27 protein-coding genes are annotated in these 24796 nt (G+C 71.4%); 19 read left to right on the forward strand and 8 right to left on the reverse strand.

The genetic code is table 11. The features are described from left to right. Positions 1–147: 147 nt before the first annotated feature. Positions 148–1944 (forward strand): bifunctional metallophosphatase/5'-nucleotidase, encoded by a 1797-nt coding sequence (locus ACH4S8_RS20715; RefSeq protein ID WP_398396013.1) that lies wholly within the window; start codon positions 148–150, stop codon positions 1942–1944. A 136-nt stretch (positions 1945–2080) separates the two neighbouring features. Here the strand turns inward: ACH4S8_RS20715 and ACH4S8_RS20720 are convergent, their stop codons facing one another. From ACH4S8_RS20720 to ACH4S8_RS20735, 4 genes are all read right to left on the reverse strand, one after another. After that, entirely contained in the window at positions 2081–3532 is a 1452-nt protein-coding gene (locus tag ACH4S8_RS20720) for an ATP-binding protein (RefSeq protein WP_398396015.1), read from the reverse strand. After that, positions 3532–4263, reverse strand: coding sequence for a response regulator transcription factor (locus ACH4S8_RS20725; RefSeq protein ID WP_398396018.1), 732 nt, complete (start codon positions 4261–4263; stop codon positions 3532–3534). Before ACH4S8_RS20725 ends, ACH4S8_RS20720 begins: the two co-directional genes overlap by 1 nt. A gap of 81 nt (positions 4264–4344) precedes the next feature. Then, positions 4345–4524 (reverse strand): hypothetical protein, encoded by a 180-nt coding sequence (locus ACH4S8_RS20730; RefSeq protein WP_398396020.1) that lies wholly within the window; start codon positions 4522–4524, stop codon positions 4345–4347. Between the two features lie 13 nt (positions 4525–4537). Next, complete coding sequence (locus tag ACH4S8_RS20735) at positions 4538–5743, reverse strand: S1C family serine protease (protein ID WP_398396022.1); 1206 nt, start codon at positions 5741–5743, stop codon at positions 4538–4540. Between the two features lie 535 nt (positions 5744–6278). Here ACH4S8_RS20735 and ACH4S8_RS20740 point away from each other — a divergent pair. Beyond that, positions 6279–8036, forward strand: coding sequence for a trypsin-like serine protease (locus ACH4S8_RS20740; protein ID WP_398396025.1), 1758 nt, complete (start codon positions 6279–6281; stop codon positions 8034–8036). Positions 8037–8175: 139 nt separating this feature from the next. Here the strand turns inward: ACH4S8_RS20740 and ACH4S8_RS20745 are convergent, their stop codons facing one another. After that, on the reverse strand, positions 8176–9198 hold the full coding sequence (locus tag ACH4S8_RS20745; RefSeq protein WP_398396027.1) for a LacI family DNA-binding transcriptional regulator: 1023 nt from the start codon (positions 9196–9198) through the stop codon (positions 8176–8178). Between the two features lie 23 nt (positions 9199–9221). Then, positions 9222–10040 (reverse strand): winged-helix domain-containing protein, encoded by an 819-nt coding sequence (locus ACH4S8_RS20750; RefSeq protein ID WP_398396029.1) that lies wholly within the window; start codon positions 10038–10040, stop codon positions 9222–9224. Between the two features lie 254 nt (positions 10041–10294). On the opposite strand from ACH4S8_RS20750, the gene ACH4S8_RS20755 reads away from it, so the two are divergent. The 9 genes from ACH4S8_RS20755 (at position 10295) to ACH4S8_RS20795 (ending at position 16260) form a co-directional block, all read left to right on the forward strand. Next, positions 10295–11179, forward strand: a complete 885-nt coding sequence (locus tag ACH4S8_RS20755) for an alpha/beta hydrolase (RefSeq protein WP_398396031.1) — start codon at positions 10295–10297, stop codon at positions 11177–11179. Positions 11180–11254: 75 nt separating this feature from the next. Beyond that, a complete protein-coding gene (locus ACH4S8_RS20760; protein ID WP_037622382.1) occupies positions 11255–11509 on the forward strand; it encodes a MoaD/ThiS family protein in 255 nt (84 codons plus the stop codon). Positions 11510–11517: 8 nt separating this feature from the next. After that, complete coding sequence (locus ACH4S8_RS20765; RefSeq protein ID WP_398396034.1) at positions 11518–12675, forward strand: hypothetical protein; 1158 nt, start codon at positions 11518–11520, stop codon at positions 12673–12675. Between the two features lie 171 nt (positions 12676–12846). Continuing rightward, positions 12847–13590 (forward strand): DUF2993 domain-containing protein, encoded by a 744-nt coding sequence (locus tag ACH4S8_RS20770; RefSeq protein ID WP_398396036.1) that lies wholly within the window; start codon positions 12847–12849, stop codon positions 13588–13590. Between the two features lie 390 nt (positions 13591–13980). Then, entirely contained in the window at positions 13981–14061 is an 81-nt protein-coding gene (locus tag ACH4S8_RS20775; protein WP_350310325.1) for a putative leader peptide, read from the forward strand. Positions 14062–14212: 151 nt separating this feature from the next. Further along, complete coding sequence (locus ACH4S8_RS20780; protein ID WP_398396038.1) at positions 14213–15058, forward strand: sulfurtransferase; 846 nt, start codon at positions 14213–14215, stop codon at positions 15056–15058. A gap of 30 nt (positions 15059–15088) precedes the next feature. Further along, entirely contained in the window at positions 15089–15376 is a 288-nt protein-coding gene (locus ACH4S8_RS20785; protein WP_054232391.1) for a DUF1416 domain-containing protein, read from the forward strand. A gap of 190 nt (positions 15377–15566) precedes the next feature. Then, positions 15567–15830 carry a DUF3099 domain-containing protein gene (locus ACH4S8_RS20790; RefSeq protein WP_384798555.1) on the forward strand — a complete coding sequence of 88 codons (264 nt, stop codon included), beginning with the start codon at positions 15567–15569 and terminating at the stop codon, positions 15828–15830. Between the two features lie 34 nt (positions 15831–15864). Then, positions 15865–16260 carry a VOC family protein gene (locus ACH4S8_RS20795; RefSeq protein ID WP_398396041.1) on the forward strand — a complete coding sequence of 132 codons (396 nt, stop codon included), beginning with the start codon at positions 15865–15867 and terminating at the stop codon, positions 16258–16260. 66 nt (positions 16261–16326) lie between these two features. On the opposite strand, the gene ACH4S8_RS20800 is transcribed toward ACH4S8_RS20795, so the two are convergent. After that, positions 16327–16689, reverse strand: a complete 363-nt coding sequence (locus ACH4S8_RS20800; RefSeq protein WP_355759853.1) for a DsrE family protein — start codon at positions 16687–16689, stop codon at positions 16327–16329. Positions 16690–16844: 155 nt separating this feature from the next. Between ACH4S8_RS20800 and ACH4S8_RS20805 the strand changes: the two genes are divergently transcribed. The 6 genes from ACH4S8_RS20805 to ACH4S8_RS20830 all read left to right on the forward strand — a co-directional run bounded on the left by ACH4S8_RS20805 (position 16845) and on the right by ACH4S8_RS20830 (position 21941). Further along, complete coding sequence (locus tag ACH4S8_RS20805; protein ID WP_398396044.1) at positions 16845–17597, forward strand: hypothetical protein; 753 nt, start codon at positions 16845–16847, stop codon at positions 17595–17597. Then, positions 17594–18496 (forward strand): hypothetical protein, encoded by a 903-nt coding sequence (locus ACH4S8_RS20810; protein WP_398396046.1) that lies wholly within the window; start codon positions 17594–17596, stop codon positions 18494–18496. The genes ACH4S8_RS20805 and ACH4S8_RS20810 overlap by 4 nt, the downstream gene beginning before the upstream one ends. Then, positions 18493–19590, forward strand: coding sequence for a hypothetical protein (locus ACH4S8_RS20815; RefSeq protein WP_398396048.1), 1098 nt, complete (start codon positions 18493–18495; stop codon positions 19588–19590). The genes ACH4S8_RS20810 and ACH4S8_RS20815 overlap by 4 nt, the downstream gene beginning before the upstream one ends. Before the next feature lie 263 nt (positions 19591–19853). Beyond that, positions 19854–20429, forward strand: a complete 576-nt coding sequence (locus ACH4S8_RS20820) for an FABP family protein (protein ID WP_037622373.1) — start codon at positions 19854–19856, stop codon at positions 20427–20429. Between the two features lie 77 nt (positions 20430–20506). Continuing rightward, complete coding sequence (locus tag ACH4S8_RS20825; protein WP_398396050.1) at positions 20507–20932, forward strand: Fur family transcriptional regulator; 426 nt, start codon at positions 20507–20509, stop codon at positions 20930–20932. Between the two features lie 43 nt (positions 20933–20975). Continuing rightward, on the forward strand, positions 20976–21941 hold the full coding sequence (locus ACH4S8_RS20830; protein WP_398396052.1) for a YgfZ/GcvT domain-containing protein: 966 nt from the start codon (positions 20976–20978) through the stop codon (positions 21939–21941). 66 nt (positions 21942–22007) lie between these two features. Here ACH4S8_RS20830 and dtd read toward each other — a convergent pair whose 3' ends face one another. Then, positions 22008–22433, reverse strand: a complete 426-nt coding sequence (gene dtd, locus ACH4S8_RS20835; protein WP_398396054.1) for a D-aminoacyl-tRNA deacylase — start codon at positions 22431–22433, stop codon at positions 22008–22010. A gap of 194 nt (positions 22434–22627) precedes the next feature. On the opposite strand from dtd, the gene ACH4S8_RS20840 reads away from it, so the two are divergent. Together ACH4S8_RS20840 and ACH4S8_RS20845 are read left to right on the forward strand one after the other, a co-directional pair. Beyond that, a complete protein-coding gene (locus ACH4S8_RS20840) occupies positions 22628–23284 on the forward strand; it encodes an AmfC protein (protein WP_398396056.1) in 657 nt (218 codons plus the stop codon). Positions 23285–23431: 147 nt separating this feature from the next. Then, on the forward strand, positions 23432–24553 hold the full coding sequence (locus tag ACH4S8_RS20845; protein WP_398396058.1) for an asparaginase: 1122 nt from the start codon (positions 23432–23434) through the stop codon (positions 24551–24553). Positions 24554–24796 lie beyond the last annotated feature (243 nt).

Raw genomic sequence — 24796 nt, forward strand, 5'->3', positions numbered from 1 at the left:
TCTAAAGTGCGTGCAAAACCAGGGCTGTTCATCGGCTCGCGCAGGCATCGCACCACCCGCTCGGCTCCTGCACGGCTCACGCACGACACCCGCTCGGCTCACGCACGGCACACCGTTTCGGACTCTCACCGTTCTCCAGGGGGAACCATGCCGCCCACGATCCGGTCCAGACGCACTCGTCGTCTCCTCGCGGCCGCCGCCTCTCTCGCCACCGTCGGGGCGCTGGCCGCCGCGATCCCGGCGAGCGCGCACCAGGACAAGGGGGCTCCGTCGCACCACCACGGCGGCGGCCGTTACCAGGACGTCCAGTTGCTGTCCTTCAACGACCTGCACGGCAATCTGGAGCCGCCGACCGGATCCTCGGGCCGGGTCACGGAGCTGCAGGCGGACGGCACGACGAAGACCGTCGACGCGGGGGGCGTCGAGTACCTGGCCACGCATCTGCGCGACGCCCGCAAGGGCAACAGATACTCGATCACGGCCGCCGCCGGTGACATGGTCGGCGCCTCTCCGCTGATCTCGGGCCTCTTCCACGACGAGCCGACGATCGAGGCGCTCAACGGCCTCGACCTCGACGTCACTTCGGTCGGCAACCACGAGTTCGACGAGGGCGCCAAGGAACTGGCCCGGCTCCAGAAGGGCGGCTGCCACCCGACGGACGGCTGTTACGACGGCAAGAAGTTCACCGGGGCCGACTTCCCCTACCTCGCGGCGAACGTGACCGACGAGAAGACCGGCAAGCCGATCCTCAAGCCCTACTGGGTGTGGAAGAAGAACGGCGTCAAGATCGGCTTCATCGGCGTCACGCTGGAGGGCACGCCGAACATCGTGTCCGCCGAGGGCGTCAAGGGCCTGAAGTTCGGTGACGAGGTCGAGACGATCAACAAGTACGCCAAGGAGCTCCAGCACCAGGGCGTGAAGTCGATCGTCGCGCTGATCCACGAGGGCGGCGCGCCCGCGTCGACGGCGTACAACTACGACTGCGACAGCCCCGGCGCCGGTGACGGCATCTCCGGGCCGATCGTCGACATCGCGAAGAACGTCACGCCGGCCGTGGACGCGCTGATCACCGGCCACACCCACCAGGCGTACGCGTGCACCGTCCCGGACCCGGCGGGCCGGCCCCGCATGGTCACCTCGGCCTCCTCCTTCGGCCGGCTGTACACGGACACGACGCTGACGTACGACCGCTGGACCGGGGACATCGCCCGCACGGCGGTGAAGTCCGCGAACCACGTGGTCACGCGTGACGTGGCGAAGGCCGCCGACATGACGTCGCTGATCACCAAGTGGAAGGCGCTCTCCGCGCCGGTCGCCTCGCGTCCCCTCGGCTACATCGCGGGCGACATCGGCAACACCGGCACCGAGTCCCCGGCCGGCGACCTGATCGCCGACGCCCAGCTCGCGTACGCCAGGTCCGTCGACCCGGAGGCCGACCTCGCGCTGATGAACCCGGGCGGCATCCGCGCCGGGCTCACCTACACGGCGAGCGGCGGCGAGGGCGACGGTGTCGTGACCTACGGGGAGGCGTACACGGTCCAGCCGTTCGCCAACACCGTCAACCTGGCCGACCTCACCGGCGCGCAGGTGATCACCGCGCTCCAGCAGCAGGTCAGCGGCGCCAACGAGGCATCCCCGAAGATCCTCCAGATCTCCAGGGGCCTCACCTACACGCTCGACCTGACCAAGACCGGCGCGGCGCGCGTCGTCACCGGCTCGGTCAAGCTCGACGGCACGGCGATCGACCCGGCCGCCACCTACCGCGTCGCGATGAACTCCTTCCTCGCGGGCGGCGGCGACGGCTTCGCCGAGCTCGGCAAGGGCGCCAACGTCCGTGTCGGCGGCGACGACCTGGCGGCGCTGGGGGCCTACCTGACGGCCAACTCCTCGGCCGCGACGCCGTACCCGGTCCCGGCGGCGGACCGGATCACGGTCGTCCAGTAGCCGGCACCGCCGGCCGGGCCGATGAGCGGTCCGTGGTTCGTCCCGTCCGGCGGCCCGTCCGGCCCGGCCCGCAGGCCGAAGCGCAGCGAGCCCCCACCCGCGTCCGGGTGGGGGCTCGCTCACGGCGGGGAGCCGGTCAGGGCAGGTCGGGCGGGGCCGTCGGAGCCCCCGGGAGCCGTACGGCTGCGATCGTGCCGCCGCCCTCCGCGGGGCTCAGCGTCACCTCGCCGCCGCACTGCTGGACCGTGCGGGCCACGATCGACAGGCCCAGGCCCGAGCCGGGCAGGGCGCGGGCGCTCGGGGAACGCCAGAAGCGGTCGAAGACGTGGGGGAGTTCCTCACCAGGGATGCCGGGGCCGTGGTCGCGGACGGTCAGTTCGCCGTTCGTCAGCCGGACGTCGATCGCGCCGCCCGCGGGGCTGAATTTCACCGCGTTGTCGAGGATGTTCACGATCGCCCGCTCCAGCGCGGAGGGTTCCGCGCGGACGTACCAGGGCTCCAGTTCGGCCGTGATCATCAACTCCGGGCCGCGCAGCCGGGCCCTGCGCAGGGCCGCTTCCACGGTGTCCTGGAGTGCCACGACCTCCATCCGGTCGGCCGTGTGCCCCGCGTCCGAACGCGACAGCGTCTGCAGGTCGCCGATCAGCGCCGCCAGCTCGGTCATCTGCGCCGTCACGGAGGCGAGCAGCGCCTTGCGGTCCGCCGGGGGGATCGGGCGGCCGATCTCCTCGCTCCGGGTGAGGAGTTCGATGTTCGTCCGCAGGGAGGTGAGCGGTGTCCGCAGCTCGTGCCCGGCGTCGGCGATGAGCTGCTGCTGCAGCTCGCGTGAGCTCGCGAGGGAGGCGGTCATCGAGTTGAAGGAACGGGAGAGCCGGGCGATCTCGTCGTCGCTGTCCTCGTCCACGGGGATGCGGATGGTCAGGTCCTCGGTGCGGGCGACGTGCTCCACGGCGTCCGTGAGCTTGTCCACCGGCCGAAGCCCGGCCCGGGCGACCCAGAGGCCGGCCGCCCCGGCGCCGACGACTCCGATGCCGCCGACGAGCAGGAGCACCAGGGCCAGTTCGTTGAGGGTGGTCTGCGTGCTCTTGAGGGGGAAGGCGATCAGGAGGGAATGTCCCTCGGCCAGGGTCGGGCCGCCGGCGCTGCCGGGCACGTCCACGAGGAGGGGCATGGTCATCACCCGTACGGCGTTGCCCTTGCTGTCGGTACCGTTCCGGAGCGCTGACACTCTGAGTTTCGGATGCTTGGCCAGCGCCTTGTCGGTCTCGGTGACCTTCACCAGTCCTGCGGAGTTGCTGAAGGGGCAGGCGCTGCCGTCCGCCTTGACCACCTGGGTGTAGTACTCGGTGTGTCCGCGGAAGTCGCCGTTGCCCGTCGGTTCCTCACCGCAGTTGTCGAGTGCGTTCCGGACCGCCCCGTAGGGGACGGGAGACTGCTGCGACTTGAGGTCGCTGTTGATCTCGGCGTACAGCTTGCCCTGGACGATGAACCAGCACGTCAGCGAAACCGCCGCCACCGCGAACGCCACCGCCGCCGCCACCAGCAGGGCCAGTCGTGAGCGCAGGGGCAGGGATCTGAACCTGCGCATCACTCCGCGCCACCGGACCGCAGTACGTACCCCACGCCCCGCACCGTGTGGACCAGGCGCGGTTCGTTGCCCGCCTCCGTCTTGCGGCGCAGGTACATGACGTAGACGTCGAGGGAGTTCGACGAGGGCTCGAAGTCGAAGCCCCAGACGGCCTTCAGGATCTGCTCGCGGGTGAGGACCTGGCGCGGGTGGGCCAGGAACATCTCCAGCAGGGTGAACTCGGTGCGGGTGAGCTCCACCGGGCGCCCCGCACGGGTGACCTCGCGCGTCGACAGGTCCATGCGCAGGTCGCCGAAGGTCAGCGCGTCGTCCTCGACGACCGCGCCCGCGGACGCCGCGTACGAGCTGCGCCGCAGCAACGCGCGGATACGTGCGAAGAGTTCGTCGAGCTCGAAGGGCTTGACGAGGTAGTCGTCCGCCCCGGCGTCCAGCCCGGTGACCCGGTCGCCGACCGTGTCCCGGGCCGTCAGCATGAGGATCGGCGTGGTGGTGCCCGCGCCGCGCATCCGGCGGGCCGCGGTGAGGCCGTCCATGCGGGGCATCTGGATGTCGAGGACGACGAGGTCGGGCTGGTAGGCCGTCGCCTTCTCCAGGGCGTCCGCGCCGTCGACGGCGACCTCGGTGTCGTACCCCTCGAAGGCGAGGCTGCGCTTGAGTGCGTCGCGCACGGCCGGCTCGTCGTCGACGATCAGGATGCGCTGGGTGTCACGGTCGCCTTCGGCGGAGCTCATGAGTGTCGGGTTCCTCGGGTGGGATGGGGGTGTGACCGGGGTGCTTTCAGCCTCGCACGTTCCTGGCTGTCCCGGAATGGATCAGGTTCGTACGGTGCGGCGGCGGCCGGAGGCCCGGCGCTGCTGGGGCCGGGAGACGGCGGGGGCCAGTTCCGGGGCGCGCCGGACGGGCGGGTGCAGTTCGCGGGCGACCGCCAGGGCGAGGCCGAGTGCGGCCGCGTCTCCCGCGGCGGTGGTGTGCGGGACACTCTTGATCGTCATGGCGACCTCCGGGCTAGCTGTCGGAACCGCCGGCCCGCAGGGTGGCGAGGTCGGCCTTGACGGTGTTGATCGGAATGGCGAACCCGAGGCCGACGCTGCCTGCGCTCGACGAGGAGGACGAGGAGTCCGAGGCGGCGGAGTACATCGCGGAGTTGATGCCGACGATGTTGCCGTTCATGTCGATGAGGGCGCCGCCGGAGTTGCCCGGGTTGAGCGAGGCGTCGGTCTGCAGGGCCTTGTACGTCGTCGTGGAGGAGCCGGTGTCGCCGTTGAACTGGCGGCCGCCGAACTCGAACGGCCACTGGCCGTTGCCGCCGCCCTGCTGTTGCTGCCGGCTCTCGTCGGTGGAGACGGTCACGTCACGGTCGAGCGCGGAGACGATGCCGCTGGTGACGGTGCCGGTCAGGCCCTCGGGGGAGCCGATCGCGACGACCTGGTCGCCGACCTGGACACCGTCGGAGTTGCCGAGCGTCGCCGGCTTCAGACCGGACGGAGCGCTGTCCAGCTTGATCAGCGCGAGGTCCTTCTTGCTGTCGGTGCCGACGACCTTGGCGGTGTACGACGTGCCGTTGTTCAGCTGGACCTTGATCTCGGAGGCGCCCGAGACGACGTGGTTGTTGGTGATGATCTCCCCGCCGGTCGTGATGATCACGCCCGAGCCGGTGGACGAGCCCGCGTTCGAGGTCGCGTTGATCTCGACGATGCTCGGGCTGACCGCCTTGGCGACGCCGGAGACCGTGCCGCGCTGGCTGGTGGGCACCACGTTCGCGCTGGTGCTGCTGCTCGTGGCGACGGTGTCGTTGCCGGTCAGCTCCTGGAAGGCGTACGCGGTGCCGCCGCCGATCGCCGCGGCGACGATCGCCACGGCGGCGAGCAGGGCGAACGGACCCTTGGCGCGCCGTTTGCCGGTGGTGGCCGCGGGGGGCCCGGGGTGGCCGGGGCCCGCCGCGGCGAACACCGCGGTGGAGCCGGCGGGGTCGGGCTCGGGGTAGCCGGCGTACGGGCCGGCGGTGTGGCCGCCGCCCCCGCCGCCGTGACCGGATCCCGGCCACACGGTGGTGCCCGGCTCGACGTGGACCGGCCCGGCCGGGTCGTACGCCGGCGGCGGGGGCCACTCGGGGTTCACGGGGGAGGAGGGGTGCGACTGCTGCTCGGGGTACGCGGCCCCGTGGTGGTCGCCCTGGGGGTACTCGCCGCTGCGGCGGAAGCTCTCGGTCATGAAAAAAGACTGTCCCCCGATCATGAGAGCTCCCTGAGTGGCCCCTGAGAAGCCCGACAGAACCTCGTATGCCCGATATAAAGACGCTTCCTGTGGGCCGGCCGAGAGGCCCCTGCGGGCATCCTGGGAGCGGCCTGTGCACCCTCGCCGCGTGCCGCTCGGGTGCTCCGGCCCTGCTTGCGCCGAGCTTCTGCCGCCCTCTCGCCGGGCTTCCGCCGCGGGTCCGGCCGCGCTCCCGCCGCCTTCCGTCGCGTGTCCGGTCGTGCACCGGATGTGGTTCCGTCCTGTTCCGGCGAACGGCGGGTTGCGCCCCGGTGATGTCCCGGAACGCCCGGGACGAACACTGTCCCGACCGCTGTGAAGGCCGTGTTCCGGGAGACCGGTGAGGCCTACGATTCCCGGGCCGGAGGGGGGCTCCGCGGTTACGCCCGATGTCGATGCAAGCGATTGCCGTCGACGGTCGGGCCGGTGCGTCGTACGCCCTTCTCGGGCCACCGACGAGAAGACACACGCACCCGACACCCAGGAGTCCTTAGTGATACCTGCCCTGCGCGACCGCTGGAGACGCCCCGCCACGGCGTTGCCGACGGCCGCTCTCGCGCTGGCGCTGACCTGCGCCGGTGCCCTCGCGGCACAGCCCGCATCGGCGGCCGGCGACCCGGCCGGACTGCCCGGCGCGAGCGTCGCCCGGTCCGCGGCGGCGCCCGCGCCGACCGCCTCCGACAAGGAGCTGCGCCACCGCGTCGTCGAGGCCGCCAAGAGCCAGGCGACCCCGGAGACGGCGCCCAAGAAGACGCCGTTCATCATCGGCGGCAGCGAGACGACGATCTCCTCCGCGCCGTGGATGGTCCAGCTCTCCTACTACGACAGCGCGGCGGGGACCGGCTGGTTCTGCGGCGGCACCCTCGTCGCCCCGAACAAGGTCCTGACGGCGGCCCACTGCGTCGCCGGTCTGGACTGGGCGGACAACGGCGCCGTGGTCGCCGGTGCCACCGGCCTGCTGGACAGCACCAACGGCACCGTCGCGGGTGTCCTCCGGCAGTGGAACCACCCGCACTTCGACAGCTCGACCCTGCAGAACGACGTCGCGGTCCTCACCCTGGACCGTCCGCTGGAGCAGCAGTGGGCGAAGCTGGCGGCCGCGGGCGACAACGCCTACTACCAGGCCGGCAACAACGCCACCGTCTACGGCTGGGGCCTGACCTCGGGCGCCTCGGGCGCCGACCTGTCGGCGAACCTGCGCAAGGTCACCCTGCCGCTGGTGAAGGACTCGACCTGCAACAGCGCGATGAACACGGTCCTCGGCGAGGACGACTTCATCGAGGGCTCGATGTTCTGCGCCGGCACCCCGGCGACCGGTGTCGACGAGGGCACCAAGAGCCCGTGCAACGGTGACTCCGGCGGCCCGGTGATGTTCGGCGGGAAGATCATCGGCATCGTGTCGTGGGGTGTCTCCGGCTGCACCGCCAAGGGCGCCTACCCGGTGTTCACCAAGGTGTCCTCGTACACCTGGGCGGCCCAGCCCCGCATCGACGACGCGGACCTGACGTTCGACGGCCGCGCCGACCTGCTGGAGCGCACGCCGTCGGGCGGGCTGTTCGAGCAGGACAGCAAGGGCACCTCGCTCGCCGCCCGCGCCTACCAGGGCAACGGCTGGCAGAACGCGAGCTGGGTCCTGCAGGCCGACCTGGACCGGGACTTCTACCAGGACCTGATCATGCGGGACAAGGGCGACGGCAAGCTCTACCGCAGCTACATGAACCACAGCTCGGGCACGTTCGAGTGGATGCAGATCAGCTCGGTGTGGGGCGGCTACAAGTCGTACGCCGTTCCCGGCGACCTGACCGGTGACGCCCGCCCCGACCTGGTCGCGGTGGACGCCGACGGTTCGGTCTACCTCTACCCGGGCAAGGGCACCGGCCAGTTCTACGGCCGCGTCAAGATCGTCGACAGGGCGTGGAAGAACGTCAGGATCTTCGGTCACGGCGACCTGTCCGGCGACGGCCGCGCCGACCTGCTGGTCCGCAACAGCTCGGGCGTTCTGTACCTCTACCGGGGCACGCAGGTCGAGAAGACCCCGTTCTCCGCGCGCGTCCAGGCCCGCACGGGCTGGAACTTCACCTCGTACGTGGCCAACGGCGACGTGACCGGTGACGGCATCGCCGATGTGATCGCCCGCGACTCGGCCGGCACGCTCTGGCTCTACCCCGGCACCGGCAAGGCCTCCAGCAGCCTCTTCGGCACCCGCAAGAGCCTCGGCACCGGCTTCAACCAGTACAACCTGCTGTTCTAGGTCCCGCCGGGTCCGGTGCGGCACACGAAGATCCCCGCGTCCCCTCAGGGGCGCGGGGATCTCCGCTGTCGTGCGCGGGAAGGGGCCGGTGCGGGCCGCCGGGCCTGCTCGCCGGCCGGGGCCGCTCGCCGCCGGGGTCCTACTCGCAGCCGCAGGACTGGCGTACCACCAGGCGCGAGGGGAACAGCTTCAGCCGCTCGCGGCGGGAGCCGGGCACCCGCAGCCCGTCGTCCAGGACGAGGTCCACGGCCGCGCGGGCCATCGCCGAGCGGTCCGATGCGATCGTCGTCAGCGGAGGGTCGGTCAGGGCCGCTTCCTTGACGTCGTCGAACCCGGCGACCGCCAGCTGCCCCGGCACGTCGATGCGCAGCTCGCGCGCGGCACGCAGGACACCGATCGCCTGGTCGTCGGTGGAGCAGAAGATGGCCGGGGGCCGGTGCGGTCCGGCGAGCAGTTCGAGGCCGACCTTGTAGGCGTCGTAGCGGTTGTACGGGGCCTCGAAGAGGCGTCCCTCGGTCGGCTTGCCGGCCTCCTGCATGGCGCGCCGCCAGCCCTCGACGTGGTCGGAGACGGGGTCGCCGACGGCCGGGGTCTCGGCCGTGCCGCCGAGACAGGCCACGTACTCGTAGCCGTGCTCCAGGAGGTGCTGGGTGGCGAGGTGCGCGCCCCCTATGTCGTCGGTGACGACGGCGACGTCGTCGATCGCCTCGGGGCGCTCGTGCAGGAGCACCACGCGGGCGTCCCAGGCGTCGATCTCGGCTGCCGCGTGGTCGTTCAGCGCGTGACTGACGAGGATCAGTCCGGAGACCCGCATGCCGAGGAAGGCCCGCAGATAGTGGACCTCGCGCTCGGCGATGTAGTCGGAGTTGCCGACCAGGACCATTTTCCCGCGCTCGGCGGCGGCCTGTTCGACGGCGTGCGCCATCTCCCCGAAGAAGGGCTGGCGCGCGTCCGGCACGATCAGGCCTATGAGCTCCGTCCGCCGCGAGGCCATGGCCTGGGCGACCCGGTCGGGCCGGTACCCCAGCTCCTTGATCGCGGCGAGAACGCGCTCGCGCGTGGCCGGGGCGACCGGCCTGGGTCCGTTGTTGATGACATAGCTGACGACGGCGGTGGAAGTACCCGCCAGTCGCGCGACATCATCCCTAGTCACCTTGGCCACGCGCGGAGTCTACGCGGATGGACCTACCTCTGGGCAGGGCGTACGGCAGCTTCCTGGGGCTGCGCGGTGGCCTGCGTGGGAGCGGTCCCGTCCGTGCGCGCCGTCTCGTCCGCATCGTCCGGCTTTGGCTGGGCCGCCTTGGCCTTCGCCTCGTCGGCGCCGCGTTCCACCTTCTCGGGGGTAACGAATCGGTAACCGACGTTCCGGACGGTTCCGATCAGCGACTCGTGCTCGGGGCCGAGCTTCGCGCGCAGCCGCCGCACGTGGACGTCGACCGTCCGCGTACCGCCGAAGTAGTCGTAGCCCCAGACCTCCTGGAGCAGCTGGGCGCGGGTGAAGACGCGGCCCGGGTGCTGCGCGAGGTACTTCAGGAGCTCGAACTCCTTGAAGGTGAGGTCCAGCACCCGGCCCTTGAGCTTGGCGCTGTAGGTCGCCTCGTCGACGGAGAGGTCGCCGTTGCGGATCTCCATCGGGGAGTCGTCGTTGACGATCTGCTGGCGGCCCATCGCGAGCCTGAGGCGCGCCTCGACCTCGGCGGGGCCCGCCGTGTCGAGGAGGACGTCGTCGATGCCCCAGTCGGCGGTGACGGCCGCGAGGCCGCCCTCGGTCACGACGAGGACGAGCGGACAGCCGGGTCCCGTGGAGCGCAGCAGCTGGCACAGGCTGCGGACCTGCGGGAGGTCACGTCGTCCGTCGATCAGGATGACGTCGGCACCGGGGGTGTCGACGAGGGCCGGGCCCTCCGCCGGAGCCACGCGCACGTTGTGCAGCAGCAGGCCGAGAGCGGGAAGCACCTCCGTCGACGGCTGAAGGGCGTTGGTCAGAAGCAGAAGAGAACTCATCGCGACTCACCCGCTCGGGTCGTCCTGCATTCGTGCACGGTTCGCTCGCCCATAACGTCTGGTTCCTCCTCGGTCCCTGCGAGGACGTTTGCGGCACTGCTCTGTACGTGCGGCTCCCGCGCTTCCAGGGACCGCCGAGCCTCCGCAAGCCCCGTACACCTGCGGTTTCCCGCTTCGTATACAACGCTTTTGAAAGCACAAAAGGACCCGGGGGCTACTCTGCCCGAGTCCTCATGCCCAGCAGAATAGCCCACATGAGCCCAGGTCCGGCAGGTCACGTGACACGATCCTCCAAGAGTCCACGCCTTGAGACGGCGCCGCGCGCCCCTCTGCGGAGGTTTCTGCGTACCGCCGACGGGGTGACGATCGACGCGGCACACGACCCCGGAACGGAGTCGTCCGGTGACCTCGCGTTCATCGTCGCCCACGGATTCACTGGCGATCTGGACCGTCCGCACGTGCGCCGCGCGGCCGGCGCGCTCGCCCGTCACGGAGCGGTGGTGACCTTCTCCTTCCGTGGTCACGGCGCGTCGGGCGGCCGCTCCACGGTCGGCGACCGCGAGGTCCTGGATCTGACGGCCGCGGTCGCCTGGGCGCGTGAACTCGGGTACTCCCGGATCGTGACCGTCGGCTTCTCGATGGGCGGCTCGGTGGTGCTGCGGCACGCGGCGCTCCACGGGGAGCGGGGGCCGGGGCCCGCGGACGGTGAGCCGGGGCTCGGCCGGGAGCGCGGGGGGCGCACGGAGGCGCGTACGGACGCGGTGGTCTCGGTGAGCGCGCCGGCCCGCTGGTACTACCGGGGTACGGCCCCCATGCGGCGGGTGCACTGGCTGGTGACCCGTCCGGAGGGCCGGATCGTGGGCCGGGTCGGTCTGCGGACCCGTATCCACCACCGTGACTGGGACCCGGTGCCGGCGTCCCCGGTCGAGTGCGTCCCGTACATCGCGCCGACCCCGCTCCTGATCGTCCACGGCGACCGGGACGGTTATTTCCCCCTCGACCACCCGCGCATGCTGGCCGACGCCTCCGGCGGCCATGCCGAGCTGTGGCTGGAGCACGGCATGGGGCACGCGGAGAACGCCGCCGCCGACGACCTGCTCACCCGTATCGGTCACTGGGGTGCCGCCCACGCGGGCTAGCCTGGCCCGGTCCACGCAAACAGGTGCGCGGACACCACACACCAGCACACATCAGATCTCCGATTGAGGAACGAGATGGCAAAGGGCACGGTGCGTTACTGGGCCGCCGCCAAGGCCGCGGCAGGCGTCGGCGATGAGCCGTACGACGCCGGAACGCTCGCCGAGGCACTCGACGCGGCCCGCGAACGACACCCCGGCGAATTCGTCCGCGTCCTGCGGCGATGCTCGTTCCTGATCGACGGTGATCCCGTGGGGACCCGCGGGCATGAGACGGTACGGCTGGCCGAGGGCGGCACGGTCGAGGTGCTCCCGCCGTTCGCAGGAGGGTGAGCGAGACGATGAGCAACCAGCCGTACGAGGGTCGCCGCGAGGCGTACGACCCGTATCAGCAGCCACAGGCGCACCAGGAGCCCCCGCAGGGGGCCGACTGGCCGCAGCAGCACACCCAGCAGTGGGAGGGCCGGACCTGGGAGACGCAGGCGCACGCGCCGGTCCAGGAGACCGACCCCTCGTACCTGCCTCCGCAGGGGTACCAGACCTACGGCGAACCCCGGGCGTACGACGGCGTCGCGGGAGCGGCCCTGCCGCCCGAGGCCCCGGCGGGGTCCTGGAACCCGGCGCACGCCCCGGCCGCGGCACCCGGCGCCGACGGCCCGGCCCGTGACGGCGGGCCCCTGCCCGAGGGCGCGGACGAGGCGGACGTCGCCTACGGGCCGGCGACGGTCACCGGCCAGAGCCGGATGACCGACGCGCAGCGCGCCCGCGCCGAGGGGCGCTCGCCGATCATCGAGCCCGGGATCCAGCCGGCCGCGCTGACGGCGCTGCTCGCGCTGCTGCTCTCCGGGACGGCGGCGATCGGCCAGTACGCCCTCGTCGTCCCGCTCGTCCTGCTCCAGGCCGTCACCGCGGCGGGCTGGTTCCGGCTGAACGGGATGTGGCCCGCCCGGCAGGGCATCGCCCTGGCGTTCCTGGGCGCGGTCACCGCCGACGTGGCGCTGCTCGCGGCCGGCCGGGAGAACGCGCCCGCCGCGATCCTCGGCACCCTCGGCGTGTGGGTCCTGCTGACCCTCGTGCTGCAGCTGCGCAGCCACGCCGACCCGGACACCCGGATGTACGGCCTGATGGCGACCGTCGTCTCCGCGGCCCTGGCGATCATCGCGGCCGGGCATCTGGCGGCCGAGCCGGACGCCGTCACGGTGGGCGCGGCCGCGGTCGCCGCGGCGGTCCTGGCCCGCGCGCTGCCGCTGCCCACGGCGGCCTCCGTGGGCGTCGCGCTGCTGGCCGCGGCCGGCGCCGGCATCGCGGTCGGCGGGATGACGGACCTGGGCACGAAGGGCGCTTTCCTGGGTGCTTGCGCGGGCGTCTGCGCGTTGATCGGCCACCGGGTCGCCAGCTACGACTACCCGTCCCGCTTCGTCCACTTCACCGCGGGCGTGGCGCTGCCGCTGGCCGCCGCCGCTCCGGCGGTCTACCTGCTGGGCCGCGCGCTGGGCTGACCGGCCCCTCCCGGCGGCCGCGATCCGGCCGCCGGGCCGTGCCGAATCGTCACAGGTGATCGACAACTCCCTTGAAGGGCCCCCGATTCGGGGGCCCTTCGGCGTTAGGCTCGCGTTCGGTGGCCACTCGGCCGTCCAGACGGGGCCGTCCCAGGTGGGGGAACAACGATCATGCGCGCACTGCGAATATCCCTGATTCTGTTAGTCGTTCTCGGCGGGCTGTTCGTGCTCGCCGACCGGGTGGCGGTCGGGTTCGCGGAGGACGAGGCGGCGGGCCGGATCAAGAGCACCGAGGGCCTCGCGGCCACCCCCGACGTGTCCATCGGGGGCTTCCCGTTCCTCACCCAGGTCGTCGCGGGCGAACTCGACGACGTGAAGATCGGCATCAAGAACTACGAGGCCCCGACCGGCGGCACGGGTTCCTCGGCCGGCACCATCCGCATCGACGACCTCGACGCCGAGATGCACGGTGTCGCCTTCAGCGGTGACTACAGCTCCGCCACCGCCGGCAGCGCCACCGGCACCGCGTCGATCTCGTACGCCGAGCTGCTCAAGGCCGCCAAGTCGGGGCCCCAGCAGATCGGGTTCGGTTTCACCGCCCGGGTCATCGGCCTCTCGGACGGCGGCCACGGCAAGATCAAGGTCGCCGTCTCGGTGACTCCCCCCGGTGCCAAGTCGTCCCAGACGATCTCGGTGCTCAGCTCCGTCACCGTCTCCGGCGACACGGTGAAGGTACACGCCGACTCCCTGCCGTCCCTGGCCGTCAAGCTCGCCGAGGGCCGGATCCGCTCGATCACCGACTTCCAGCAGAAGATCGAGCAGCTGCCGGGCGGCGTCAAGCTCGACAAGGTCGAGGCGGCCCCGGACGGCGTCGAGATCTCGGTGAAGGGTTCGGACGTCCGGCTGGTCGGTTAGGAGGCCCCACCGGACCGCCGGGTCCCCGCCGGGTCCTGACGGATCCGGCCGACGGGGCCGGATCCGCGGAGGCCGTGTCGGCCGAGCGTGCGGGGCCGTGTCGGCCGGAACCGCGGAGGCCGTGTCGGCCGGATCCGCGGAGGCCAGGTCGGAGGCTGTCCGGTCGGCCCCACCGGACCACCGAGGGCCCCGTCGGAGAGTGGCTGTCCGAAAGGCGAGACGGCCCCGTCCGTACCGCAGATGGGCCGCCGGGGCGGAGGTCGACGTATCCCCCCGGAACCCGTGCGGATTGGGCTCCGGAAGCCTTCCCGTTTCACAGTGCGGACGATCGCGTCTCAACATTCGACACACCGGTGACATGCCCGCCTGTCCGTCCCTACGATCGGACCCATGAAGCGACAGGCGGATCTCACGAAGCGGCGGGCAGTAGACCTGTGCCGCGTCGCCGCCATGCTCTGTCGCACCTTCTGAGCGGAAGCGTTCCCGTCTTCCGCGAGCCGGGCCCCTGGACCTCTCTTGTCCGGGCCACGATTGCGCCGCGCAAGCCCTCACCGGCATGCACCGCACCGCGCACCCTCTCCAACGCACCACCCCGCCGCAACTGCCCCGGAGGAGAACGAGCATGAGCCGCAGTGACGTCCTGGTAGACGCCGACTGGGTCCAGGACCACCTGGACGACCCGAACGTGGCGATCGTCGAGGTCGACGAGGACACGTCGGCGTACGAGAAGAACCACATCAAGAACGCCATCCGGATCGACTGGACCAAGGACCTCCAGGACCCGGTCCGCCGTGACTTCATCGACCAGGAGGGCTTCGAGAAGCTCCTCTCCTCGAAGGGCATCGGCAACGACACGCTGGTCGTCCTCTACGGCGGCAACAACAACTGGTTCGCGTCCTACGCCTACTGGTACTTCAAGCTCTACGGCCACGAGAACGTGAAGCTGCTCGACGGCGGCCGCAAGAAGTGGGAGCTCGACTCCCGCGACCTGGTCGACGGCTCGCAGATCCCCGAGCGCGCCGCCACCGCGTACAAGGCCAAGGCCCAGGACGCCTCCATCCGCGCCTTCCGTGACGACGTCGTCGCCGCGATCGGTTCGCAGAACCTGGTCGACGTCCGGTCGCCCGACGAGTTCAGCGGCAAGCTGCTCGCCCCGGCGCACCTGCCGCAGGAGCAGTCGCAGCGTCCGGGCCACGTCCCGAGCGCCCGCAACATCCCGTGGTCGAAGAACGCCAACGACGACGGCACCTTCAAGTCGGACGACGAGCTCAAGGAGCTCTACGCCGCCGAGCAGGTCGACCTCGCCAAGGACACGATCGCCTACTGCCGCATCGGTGAGCGTTCCGCGCTCACCTGGTTCGTGCTGCACGAGCTCCTCGGTGTGCAGAACGTCAAGAACTACGACGGCTCCTGGACCGAGTACGGATCCCTCGTCGGCGTGCCGATCGAGCTCGGCGCCAACAAGTAACCCCCAAGGCCTGAAGGACGGAATCGAAATATGTGTGGAGCGAAGGCCGGCGGCCCCGACGCCTCGACGATCAAGCCCGGTGAGACCACGATCCAGGGTCAGGTGACCCGCGACGGCGAGCCGGTGACGGGCTACGTCCGTCTGCTGGACTCGACCGGCGAGTTCACGGCGGAGGTCCCCACCTCCGCGACGGGTCAGTTCCGCTTCTACGCGGCCGAGGGCACCTGGACCGTCCGCGCGCTGGTCCCCGGTGGCACCGCCGACCGCACGGTCGTCGCCCAGACGGGCGGCCTCGCCGAGGTCGCGATCGCCGTCTGAACAGCGGACCGCCGTCGGTGACGGCAGTCGACTGAACGGCCGAAGGGCCGCACCCCCGGGGGTTGGACGCTTACCGGATCGGGGTGCGGCCCTTCGGCTTGCCCGCCTCGCCCGTCCCGGCCCGTGCTCCCGGTCCTCCGGGGCCCGCCGGCACTGCGCCGGACGGGTTGTCCGGGCCTACGCTGGTGGTATGTACGCGCGCAGGCGTCGTCTGTATTTCGCCATGATGGGGACGTGCATCGTGCTGTTCGTCCTCGCCTGGGCGGTCGTACGGCTGTGGTCGGTCCCCGCGGCCGTCGCCATGTGCGTGGTGGCCATGCTCATCCCGCCGGTCGCCGCGATGGTGGCCAACCGGCGGGGGCCCGAGGACCGATGGTGGGACGACCCGTCCGGTGACCCGAAGTCCGACGAGTGGTGGGACGAGCTGGACGGCAAGAAACGGCGGCAGCCGTGAACCGGCGGCAGCGGTAGGAGCGGAAAAGGCGTCTATGTCGCGTACGAGGTTGTCCACCGTGGTGCTCGACGCACCCGACGCCCATGAACTCGCCGGCTTCTACCGGAGGCTGCTCGGCTACGAGGTGCGGGCGGAGGAGGCCGACTGGGTGCTCATCGGCCCGCCGTTCGGCGAGGTCGCGCTCGCCTTCGAGACCGAGCCGCTCTACACGCCGCCGGTGTGGCCCGCGGGCCCCGGCGACCAGCGGATGATGCTCCATCTCGACATCGAGGTCGACGACCTGGCCGAGGAGACCGCCCGCGCCGTCGAACAGGGCGCCCGGCTCGCCGACCACCAGCCCCAGGAGGACGTACGGGTGCTGTTCGACCCGGCGGGCCACCCCTTCTGCCTCTGGGTGGACACGCGCACGCGGCGCAGACGGGGTCAGTGACGCCGGGAAGGCGGCCGTCGGCAGCCGGGGGAGGCGGCCGTCGGTGAAGGCGCGCCGCGGCCGTGGTCAGTAGACCAGCGCCTGCGTCCCGTCCGTCATCGCCTCCTGCACGAACACCTGCGCACCCGCGATCCGTACCCCCTCCAGGACGTCCTTCTCCGTGATGTCGCGCCGGGCCGCGCACTGCGTGCACAGCGTGATGCGCCCGGCCGCCAGGATCGAGTCGATCAGATCGGGCAGCGGCGCCGCGTGCGGCAGTTCGAACTCGGCGGCGCGGCCCGGCAGCGCGAACCAGGAGGACTCGCCGGTCAGCCAGAGGGAGACCTCCACGCCACTGGCCACGGCCACCGCCGCGACGGTGAACGCCTGCGAGCAGCGTTCCGGGGCGTCGGCCCCCGCCGTCACCTTGATCACGAGCTTGTTCGCCATGGTCGTCATCGTATTCCGAATCGTGATCGGCATCCGGGCAACCCCGTGCAGGGGCCATGGGTCTCCTGTGCGCGGATACGGAATCCGTGCTTCATCTTCTGTGGGGGGACGTGTTGGTAGTACCCGAAGGACCCGAATCACCGGAAAGACCGAGCGTGTCCGAAGACGCGCCGATTGTCGACCCCGGTACGACGGCGGACGCGCCGTCAGAACCCGCGCCCCGCCGTCGCGGTCGTACGACTCTGCTCATCGCCACGGCGGCCGTGCTCGGTCTCGTCGCCGGTACCTGCGCCGGATATCTGGTCCAGGCCGACCGCGAGCCCACCGGGCTGCCCCCGCTGTCGCAGCCGGTGGTCGCCCAGGCGAAGGGCGACGGTCCGGAGCCGCTGTCCGCCGCCCAGGACCACCGGGTGAAGACGGACGGCGACCTGCGCAAACTGCTGCTCCCGCGGCCGAAGGGCACCAAGGTGCCCGCATGGGCGCCGGAGCGGGACGGCTGGCTGGACCTGGCCGGCTACGCGCACGCGCTGAAGAACTCGGACCGCGAGTTCGACGACCTGACCGAGGCGGAGTTCCGTCGGGCCGCCGGGGTCAGCTGGAGCGCGGGCAGCACCGACAGCACCGAGATCAGGCTGGTGCAGTACCGCCAGGAGGAGAACCTCAGCGCCGCGCTGCGGGCCAACGGCTGGGGCGTGGACGACGCCGACGGCTCGCCCTTCTCGGGTTCGGACGACGGCATGGTCTACCTCTTCAAGCCGGAGCGGAAGGCGGGCTATCTGCCGATGTACAAGGCGCAGGCGGCGGCTTGGCGCGGTGACATCGCCATGGAGATCTGGATCTACGACACCAAGCCGATCCCGAAGTCGAAGATCGTGGACCTGGCCGAGCGGCAGTTGGAGCGGCTGTGAACGAGCGACCTGTCAACCCGGAGGACGTGGAGTCCGTCCCGGAGCCGGCCGTGTCCGAGGCCGTTGCGCCTGAAGCGGTCCCGGCCGTGTCCGAGGCCGCCGTGCCTGAAGCGGTCCCGGCCGAGGTGATTCCGTCGGAGGCCGCGCCCGCGAAGAGGCGTGTCCGTCGCGGCCGTGTCGCCGCCGTCGCCGGTGCCGTGCTGCTCGCGGGAGCCGTCGTCGCGGGCAGCGCGTACACCGTGGTGACCGTGCAGGACGCCGACCGCGACGCGGGCGCGCCGTCCTGGAAGTTCCCGAAAGCCACCAGCGAAGAGGCCGGGAAGACGAAGGCCGCGTCCTCGCTGGCCGCCATGCTCGTGCCGTACGACGACAGCCGGCACCGGGGTCCGGACATCGCCCGGTTCGGCTCCGACGCCGCGCTCAGCGGAAGCGAGGCCACCGCCCTGCGCAAGGAGTCGGTCCGCGACCTGCCCCGCTCCCAGCGGCGGCGGATCGAGGAGAGGATCGACAAGCAGCACACCAAGGGCATGGCGATGCGCAGCTACCTCTACAGCGGCTCCACGCTCGCCGACGACGGCATCTTCACCGTCAGCATCGAACTGGTCCAGATCCAGGACAAGCAGGCCGTGCGGAACATGTCGACGTTCCAGAACGGGCTCTTCGACGCCATCGACATCTTCCGCGCCGGGCCGAAGATCGAAGGCCACAAGAACGCCAAGTGCTTCCTGCCGCCCAAGGAGAAGGAGGAGAAGCTCGACATGATGATCTGCTCCGCCTATCAGGGTGACGTGCTGGTCGACGTCGTCGCGTACGCGGCCAAGCCGATGAACACCAAGGGGGTCGCACGGCTGCTTCGCGAGCAGCTCGACCGCATCCAGGAGCCGGGAGAGGCGGTATGACCGAGCAGACGAGACCGGTCGAGCAGGAGGCGCCGGTCGAGGAGACCGCGCCGGAAGCCGAGCCGCAGGCCGTCGAGGTGGAAGCCGAGTCGCAGCCTGTCGAGGTGGAAGCCGAGTCGCAGGCCGTCGAGGTGGAAGCCGAGCCGCAGCCTGTCGAGGTGGAAGCCGAGCTGCAGGCCGTCGAGGTGGAAGCCGAGCCGCAGGCCGTCGAGCCCTCGGCCGTGCCGGAAGCCGTGGTGCCTTCGATGCCCGAGGCACCGCCCGAGGTCGCCCCCGTGGCGGGCCCGGCCGAGGCCGTCGAGGCCCAGGCGTCCCCGCCGAAGGCCAAGAAGGACCGCCGGGTGCTGCGCGCCGTTCTGCGCTGGACCGCCGCCACCGTGGTCTTCGCGGCGGTCGGCTCGGCGGCCGCGTACGGCATCACCGGCATGGAGCGCACCGACGTACCCGGTCTGGCGACGAAGGCCGACGGGCGCTGGGACTACCCGACGATCGTCAAGCCGCCGCTGCCGTCCGGCAGCCCGGGGCCGTTCGCCGAGTCCAACAAGGCCGGCGTCCACTCCGCCGACCTGCGAAAGCTTCTGCTCCCCGCGCCGAAGGGCGCCGAGGCGGACACCGCGCTGCGCGGCGCGGACGGCTGGCTGGCGCAGAAGCCCTTCGTGGCGCAGTACGCGGACAAGACGGACCGGGACAGTGTCGACCAGTTGCTGACCGATTACGCGGTGCGGCACATCGCCGCGCGTGGCTGGACCACGGCCGACGGAACGCACACGCGGATCTATCTGCTCCAGTTCGACACCGCCGCCCTGGCGGAGGATCTGATCACCAACAACATGGCGTTCTACGACTCCCCGAAGGTCGCCCTGCGCGGTGCCGTCACGGTGGAGCGGGACAAGGCGTTCCCGGACCGGGCCGACGTCGACCAGATCACCCGGTACGCGTACACGGAGAGCAAGCCGTACGGCGGCGAACACGTCCGTGAGGCCTATCTGTCGGCCGGTGACGTCGTCGCCCTGGTGGTGCAGTCCCGCAAGGGCACCGCGCCCGAGATCCCCTTCCAGCAGACGGTCGTTCTGCAGAGCCAGCTCCTCGGCTGAGCGTGACGGCCCGGCAGGGCCCACCTGAAGGAGAGGGCCGGGCCCCAGCCGCGTAAGCTGGGGCCCGGCCTTTGTGTACCTCCCCAGTTCCGGCCGCGCCCGGGCGGGGACCCGTTCCGCTCACCGAGGAGCACACCCCGTGGAGATCTTCTTCGAAACCCTGCTGGCCTTGGTCTGCGTCGGCGTGCTCGCCTTCGCGGCACTGACCGTGAAGAAGCTGTACCAGGGCCAGCGCTGACCCCCACCAAGGAACTGTTCAGCTCATGATCGAGATCCCGTCGGACCTCCACAAGGACCTGGTCCCCCTTGTCTTCCTGCTCGGCGACTGGGCCGGAGTCGGTGTCCACGACTTCCCCGGCTCCGAGAAGTGCAACTTCGGGCAGGAGGTCAGCTTCACGCACGACGGGCGGGACTTCCTGGAGTACCGCTCGCACAGCTGGGTGCTCGACGAGAACGGCGAGAAGGTCCGGCCGCTGGAGACGGAGACCGGCTTCTGGCGCGTCGATGCGGACCGCAAGGTCGAGGTCGTCATGACGCGCGACGACGGCGTCGTCGAGATCTGGTACGGCGAGATCGCCGACAAGAAGCCGCAGATCGACCTGGTCACCGACGCCGTGGCCCGTACGGCCGCCTCCGGCCCCTACAGCGGCGGCAAGCGCCTGTACGGCTACGTGAACAGTGACCTCATGTGGGTCGGCGAGAAGCAGACCCCCGAGGTCGAGCTGCGTCCCTACATGTCCGGGCACCTGAAGAAGGTCGTCACCCCGGAGGACGTCGAGCGCTGGGCCAAGGCCCTGCCCGACGACATGCCCGACGACGGGATCGCCTTCTTCAAGTAGGAGGCCGCCGCGCGTTCCCCGAGCCGCCCTGTCGTTCCCCAGGGCGGCACCCACGGGAATGGTCCTAGACTTCCAGTGTGGTGAGCACCGACTGGAAGAGCGACCTCAGGCAGCGCGGCTACCGGCTGACGCCTCAGCGTCAGCTTGTCCTCGAGGCAGTGGACACACTGGAGCACGCGACCCCCGACGACATCCTCGGCGAAGTGAGGAAGACGGCGTCGGGGGTCAACATTTCCACGGTCTACCGGACCCTGGAGCTCCTGGAGGAGCTCGGGCTGGTCAGCCACGCCCATCTGGGGCACGGCGCGCCGACCTACCACCTGGCCGACCGGCACCATCACATCCACCTCGTGTGCCGCGACTGCTCGAACGTCATCGAGGCCGACGTCTCCGTCGCCGCCGAGTTCACCGCGAAACTCCGGGAGTCCTTCGGCTTCGAGACGGAGATGAAGCACTTCGCGATCTTCGGCCGCTGCAAGGACTGCCAGGCCCTTCAGAAGTGACAGAAATAAAATCGGTGACCGCGCGGTCGTAGTGTGTATGTCCATGAAGAGCCCCCTCCTGTCCCTGCCCGGAGCCGTTTCCGCCGAGGGAGTGGACGAAGGCGTCGCCGCCCACTACGGCGACCTGTTCCGTGAGCAGCGCGCCCTCGCCGGCGGCGCCGGCTTCGTGGACCTCTCGCACCGCGGTGTCGTCACCGTCACCGGCGACGACCGGCTGGCCTGGCTGCACCTGCTGCTCACCCAGCACGTCACCGACCTCCCGGCCGGCCGCGCCACCGAGGCGCTGATCCTCTCCGCGAACGGCCACATCGAGCACGCGCTGTACCTCGTCGACGACGGCACGACGGTGTGGATGCACACGGAACCCGACACCCAGGACGCGCTGGTCGCCTACCTGGAGTCGATGAAGTTCTTCTACCGGGTCGAAGTCGCCGACCGCACCGCCGACTTCGCGGTCGTCGAGCTGCCCGCCGGTTCGATCGCCGAGGCCCCCGAGGGCGTCGTCGTCCGCGAGACGCCGTACGGCCGTGATCTCTTCCTGCCGCGCGTCGACCTGGAGTCCTTCGCCGAGAAGGCCGGACCGCCCGCCGGACTCCTCGCCCACGAGGCCCTGCGCGTCGAGCAGCACCGGCCCCGCCTCGGTTTCGAGACCGACCACCGCACGATCCCGCACGAGCTGGGCTGGATCGGTACCGCGGTGCACCTCCAGAAGGGCTGCTACCGCGGGCAGGAGACGGTCGCCCGCGTCCAGAACCTGGGCAAGCCCCCGCGCCGCCTGGTCTTCCTCCACCTCGACGGCAGCGAGGTCGTCCTGCCCCCGCACGGCACCGAACTGCGCCTCGCGGACGAGGACCCCGACGGCCGCAAGATCGGCTTCATCACCACATCCGTGCGCCACCACGAACTCGGCCCGATCGCCCTGGCCCTCGTGAAGCGCAACGTGCCGGTGGACGCCCCGCTGATGGCGGACTCGACGGCGGCGGCGCAGGAGGTCGTGGTCGAGCCGTAGGGCTCACGCCGGCCGAGCCCCGGGCCGCCGAGCCCGGGGCGGCTCATACCGGCCGAGCTCCCGGGCTCACATCTCCAGGAGGACGGTGAACGGGCCGTCGTTCGTCAGCGAGACACGCATCTGGGCGCCGAACCGGCCTGTGGCCACCGTGGCGCCCAGAGCGCGGAGCCGGGCGACGACCTCCTCGACGAGGGGCTCGGCCACATCGCCGGGAGCGGCGGCGTTCCAGGTGGGGCGGCGGCCCTTGCGGGCGTCGCCGTACAGCGTGAACTGGCTGATGACGAGCAGCGGCGCGTCGACGTCGGAACAGGACCGCTCGTCGGCCAGCATCCGCAGCGACCAGAGTTTGCGGGCGAGTTGGGCCGCCTTCTCCTTGGTGTCCTCGTGCGTGACCCCGACGAGGACGCACAGGCCCTCGCCGCTGATCTCGCCGACCGTCTCGCCGTCCACGACGACGCTCGCGCCGTCCACTCTCTGCACCACCGCACGCATGCGGACCATGATGCCGTGCCACGGCCGCGTCGCGCGGTGCGGGCCCTTCGCGTGATTTTCCGGGGTAACCAACCCGCCATCTGGGGCCGATCGGGTCACTCGGTCACATAGCGGCCATCTGGGGTGGCACCATGCGGGGTGTTGCGGTCCGGCCGTTGGGCGGACCGCGCCGGTCGAGGGGACGGTAGAGGTACATGAGCACATCGAGGACCGGGCAGCAGACCGCGGCCGTGTCATTGACCCGCACGAGAGCACGGGCGGACGCGATGACGGCCCGGCCGCCGGTGCAGCGCACCGACAGCGGCCCGCTGGCGGCCGATCCGGTCCCGGTCGGCCTCACCGTGCTCCGGCTGCCCGAACTGCGGACGCTGCGCCGGGACGCCCAGCGGGACGAGGCCGACCTCAGCTATGTCCGGCGGCTGCTCCAGGGACGCATCGACATCCTGCGCGCGGAGCTCGCGCGCCGCGGGGAGCGCCGGATGCCCCATGCGGCCTCCGGACCCCTCTCGTCCGTGGACCGGGGCAAGCACTCCGTCGTCGAGCGGCTCTCGGAGATCCTGACGGACGCGCCGGCCCGGTACCGCTCCTCGGCCCGCCACGTGACCGTGGGCACCCCGCACGGCGAGCAGTACCGGGCGCTGGCCGCCGACATGCTCGCCGAGGTGGAGCTGTCGGACCTGAACGCCCGGACGGACGACGAGCTGGGCGCGGGACTCGGCCGTCTCGTCCGCTACGAGCAGCAGGTCTCCCGGCAGCGCCAGCAGCTCCAGCGCACGGCCGACGATTGCAGCGCCGAGATCGCCCGCAGGTACCGTGAAGGGGAAGCACAAGTAGACGACCTGCTCATGTGACGTGGCGGTGCCGGCGATCCCGGGGCCGAGAGGGGCGCGCCGGGATCCAGGAGGCGCGCTTCCGCTCCGCGCAGGCGGGGGCGCGGTCCGGGGCACGACCCGGCCGCCGCCTTCCGAGCGGGTCCCCGTTCCGGAAGGCCACCGCCGATGTCCGCAGCTCCCCGTACGCCCGAAGGCTCGCCCATATCCGACGGCACACCGGCCACGCCGGATGCCTCCGCCCCGCCACGGTCCTCCGGCATCCCCGGCGCACCGGCCGCCTCCGGCATCCCCGGTACGACCACCGCGCCCGAGCGGACTTTCGGGTCCCGCTCCTCGGGCGGGTCCGGTGTGCTCCCCGTTCTCGCCGAGGTCGTACGGTCCGGCTTCGTCGAGGGGCACCATCGCGGCAGCCTGGTGGTGCTGGCCGCGGACGGCACGGTCGAGCTGGCGCTCGGCGACGTGGCGGCACCCGTCTTCCCCCGCTCGTCGAACAAGCCCATGCAGGCCGCGGGCATCCTGCGCGCGGGCCTGGACCTGGCCGGGGAACGCCTCGCCCTCGCCGCCGCGAGCCACTCCGGCGAGATCTTCCACCGTGACCTGGTCCAGAAGATGCTCGTCGAGCACGGGCTGGACGCCGGGCAGCTCCAGTGCCCGCCGGACCTGCCGCTGGACCCCGTCGAGGCCGAGACCTACCTCGCCTCCGGTGCCGTCCGCGACCGCGTCACCATGAACTGCTCCGGCAAGCACACGGCGATGCTGGCGGTGTGCGCGCAACGCGGCTGGCCCACCGAGTCGTACCTCGACCCCGGTCACCCCCTCCAGCAGCTGATCCACTCCGTGGTCGAGGAGGCCGCCGGGGAGCCCGTCGCGGCGGTCGGCACGGACGGCTGCGGGGCGCCCCTGATGGCCATCAGCCTCACGGGTCTCGCCCGCGCCTTCCGCTCCTTCGTCCTCGCGGCCCCCGGCTCCGCCGAACGCCGCGTGGCCGACGCCATGCGCGCCCACCCCGAGTACGTCGCCGGCACCCGGCGCCCCGACACCTGGCTGATGCGCGAGGTCCCGGGCGCACTGTCCAAGATGGGCGCCGAGGCCGTCCAGGCGGTCGCGCTCCCCGACGGCCGCGCGCTCGCGTTCAAGATCGACGACGGCGGGGGCCGGGCACTGGGCCCCGTCCTGGCCCGCGGCCTGGCCCTGCTGGGCGTAGAGGCCCCGGTGGTCACGAGGATCGGCAGCGCCCCTCTGCTGGGCGGCGGCCGCGAGGTGGGGGAGATCCGGGCGGCTTTCTGAGCCGGTAGCACCGGGCGGGACCGGGCAGACCCCCCGCCGGACCGGGTGTGTCCGGGCCGGTCCGAGTAGGCCCCGTCGGGTCGGGTCGGGTCGGTTCTGTGTCTGGGACGGGCTGGACCGGGTCGGGCCGCCCGGTCCGTGTCCGGGGTGGGCGGGACCAGGCAGGGCCCCGCCGGACCGGGCTGCGTCCGAGGTGGGTCGGGTCGGGTCTGTGTCTGGACCGGGCTGGATCGGGCTGGATCG

Source organism: Streptomyces sp. NPDC021080, from assembly GCF_044333225.1.
GTDB lineage: Bacteria > Actinomycetota > Actinomycetes > Streptomycetales > Streptomycetaceae > Streptomyces.

Coding starts and splice junctions, on each gene's coding strand:
- ACH4S8_RS20755 (WP_398396031.1), top strand. CDS start 10,295: ATGAGCCCAGGTCCGGCAGGTCACGTGACACGATCCTCCAAGAGTCCA.
- ACH4S8_RS20725 (WP_398396018.1), bottom strand. CDS start 4,263: ATGAGCTCCGCCGAAGGCGACCGTGACACCCAGCGCATCCTGATCGTC.
- ACH4S8_RS20760 (WP_037622382.1), top strand. CDS start 11,255: ATGGCAAAGGGCACGGTGCGTTACTGGGCCGCCGCCAAGGCCGCGGCA.
- ACH4S8_RS20775 (WP_350310325.1), top strand. CDS start 13,981: ATGAAGCGACAGGCGGATCTCACGAAGCGGCGGGCAGTAGACCTGTGC.
- ACH4S8_RS20820 (WP_037622373.1), top strand. CDS start 19,854: ATGATCGAGATCCCGTCGGACCTCCACAAGGACCTGGTCCCCCTTGTC.
- ACH4S8_RS20720 (WP_398396015.1), bottom strand. CDS start 3,532: ATGCGCAGGTTCAGATCCCTGCCCCTGCGCTCACGACTGGCCCTGCTG.
- ACH4S8_RS20770 (WP_398396036.1), top strand. CDS start 12,847: ATGCGCGCACTGCGAATATCCCTGATTCTGTTAGTCGTTCTCGGCGGG.
- ACH4S8_RS20785 (WP_054232391.1), top strand. CDS start 15,089: ATGTGTGGAGCGAAGGCCGGCGGCCCCGACGCCTCGACGATCAAGCCC.
- dtd (WP_398396054.1), bottom strand. CDS start 22,433: ATGCGTGCGGTGGTGCAGAGAGTGGACGGCGCGAGCGTCGTCGTGGAC.
- ACH4S8_RS20780 (WP_398396038.1), top strand. CDS start 14,213: ATGAGCCGCAGTGACGTCCTGGTAGACGCCGACTGGGTCCAGGACCAC.
- ACH4S8_RS20840 (WP_398396056.1), top strand. CDS start 22,628: ATGAGCACATCGAGGACCGGGCAGCAGACCGCGGCCGTGTCATTGACC.
- ACH4S8_RS20750 (WP_398396029.1), bottom strand. CDS start 10,040: ATGAGTTCTCTTCTGCTTCTGACCAACGCCCTTCAGCCGTCGACGGAG.
- ACH4S8_RS20790 (WP_384798555.1), top strand. CDS start 15,567: ATGTACGCGCGCAGGCGTCGTCTGTATTTCGCCATGATGGGGACGTGC.
- ACH4S8_RS20735 (WP_398396022.1), bottom strand. CDS start 5,743: ATGACCGAGAGCTTCCGCCGCAGCGGCGAGTACCCCCAGGGCGACCAC.
- ACH4S8_RS20815 (WP_398396048.1), top strand. CDS start 18,493: ATGACCGAGCAGACGAGACCGGTCGAGCAGGAGGCGCCGGTCGAGGAG.
- ACH4S8_RS20845 (WP_398396058.1), top strand. CDS start 23,432: ATGTCCGCAGCTCCCCGTACGCCCGAAGGCTCGCCCATATCCGACGGC.
- ACH4S8_RS20800 (WP_355759853.1), bottom strand. CDS start 16,689: ATGGCGAACAAGCTCGTGATCAAGGTGACGGCGGGGGCCGACGCCCCG.
- ACH4S8_RS20795 (WP_398396041.1), top strand. CDS start 15,865: ATGTCGCGTACGAGGTTGTCCACCGTGGTGCTCGACGCACCCGACGCC.
- ACH4S8_RS20830 (WP_398396052.1), top strand. CDS start 20,976: ATGAAGAGCCCCCTCCTGTCCCTGCCCGGAGCCGTTTCCGCCGAGGGA.
- ACH4S8_RS20715 (WP_398396013.1), top strand. CDS start 148: ATGCCGCCCACGATCCGGTCCAGACGCACTCGTCGTCTCCTCGCGGCC.
- ACH4S8_RS20765 (WP_398396034.1), top strand. CDS start 11,518: ATGAGCAACCAGCCGTACGAGGGTCGCCGCGAGGCGTACGACCCGTAT.
- ACH4S8_RS20730 (WP_398396020.1), bottom strand. CDS start 4,524: ATGACGATCAAGAGTGTCCCGCACACCACCGCCGCGGGAGACGCGGCC.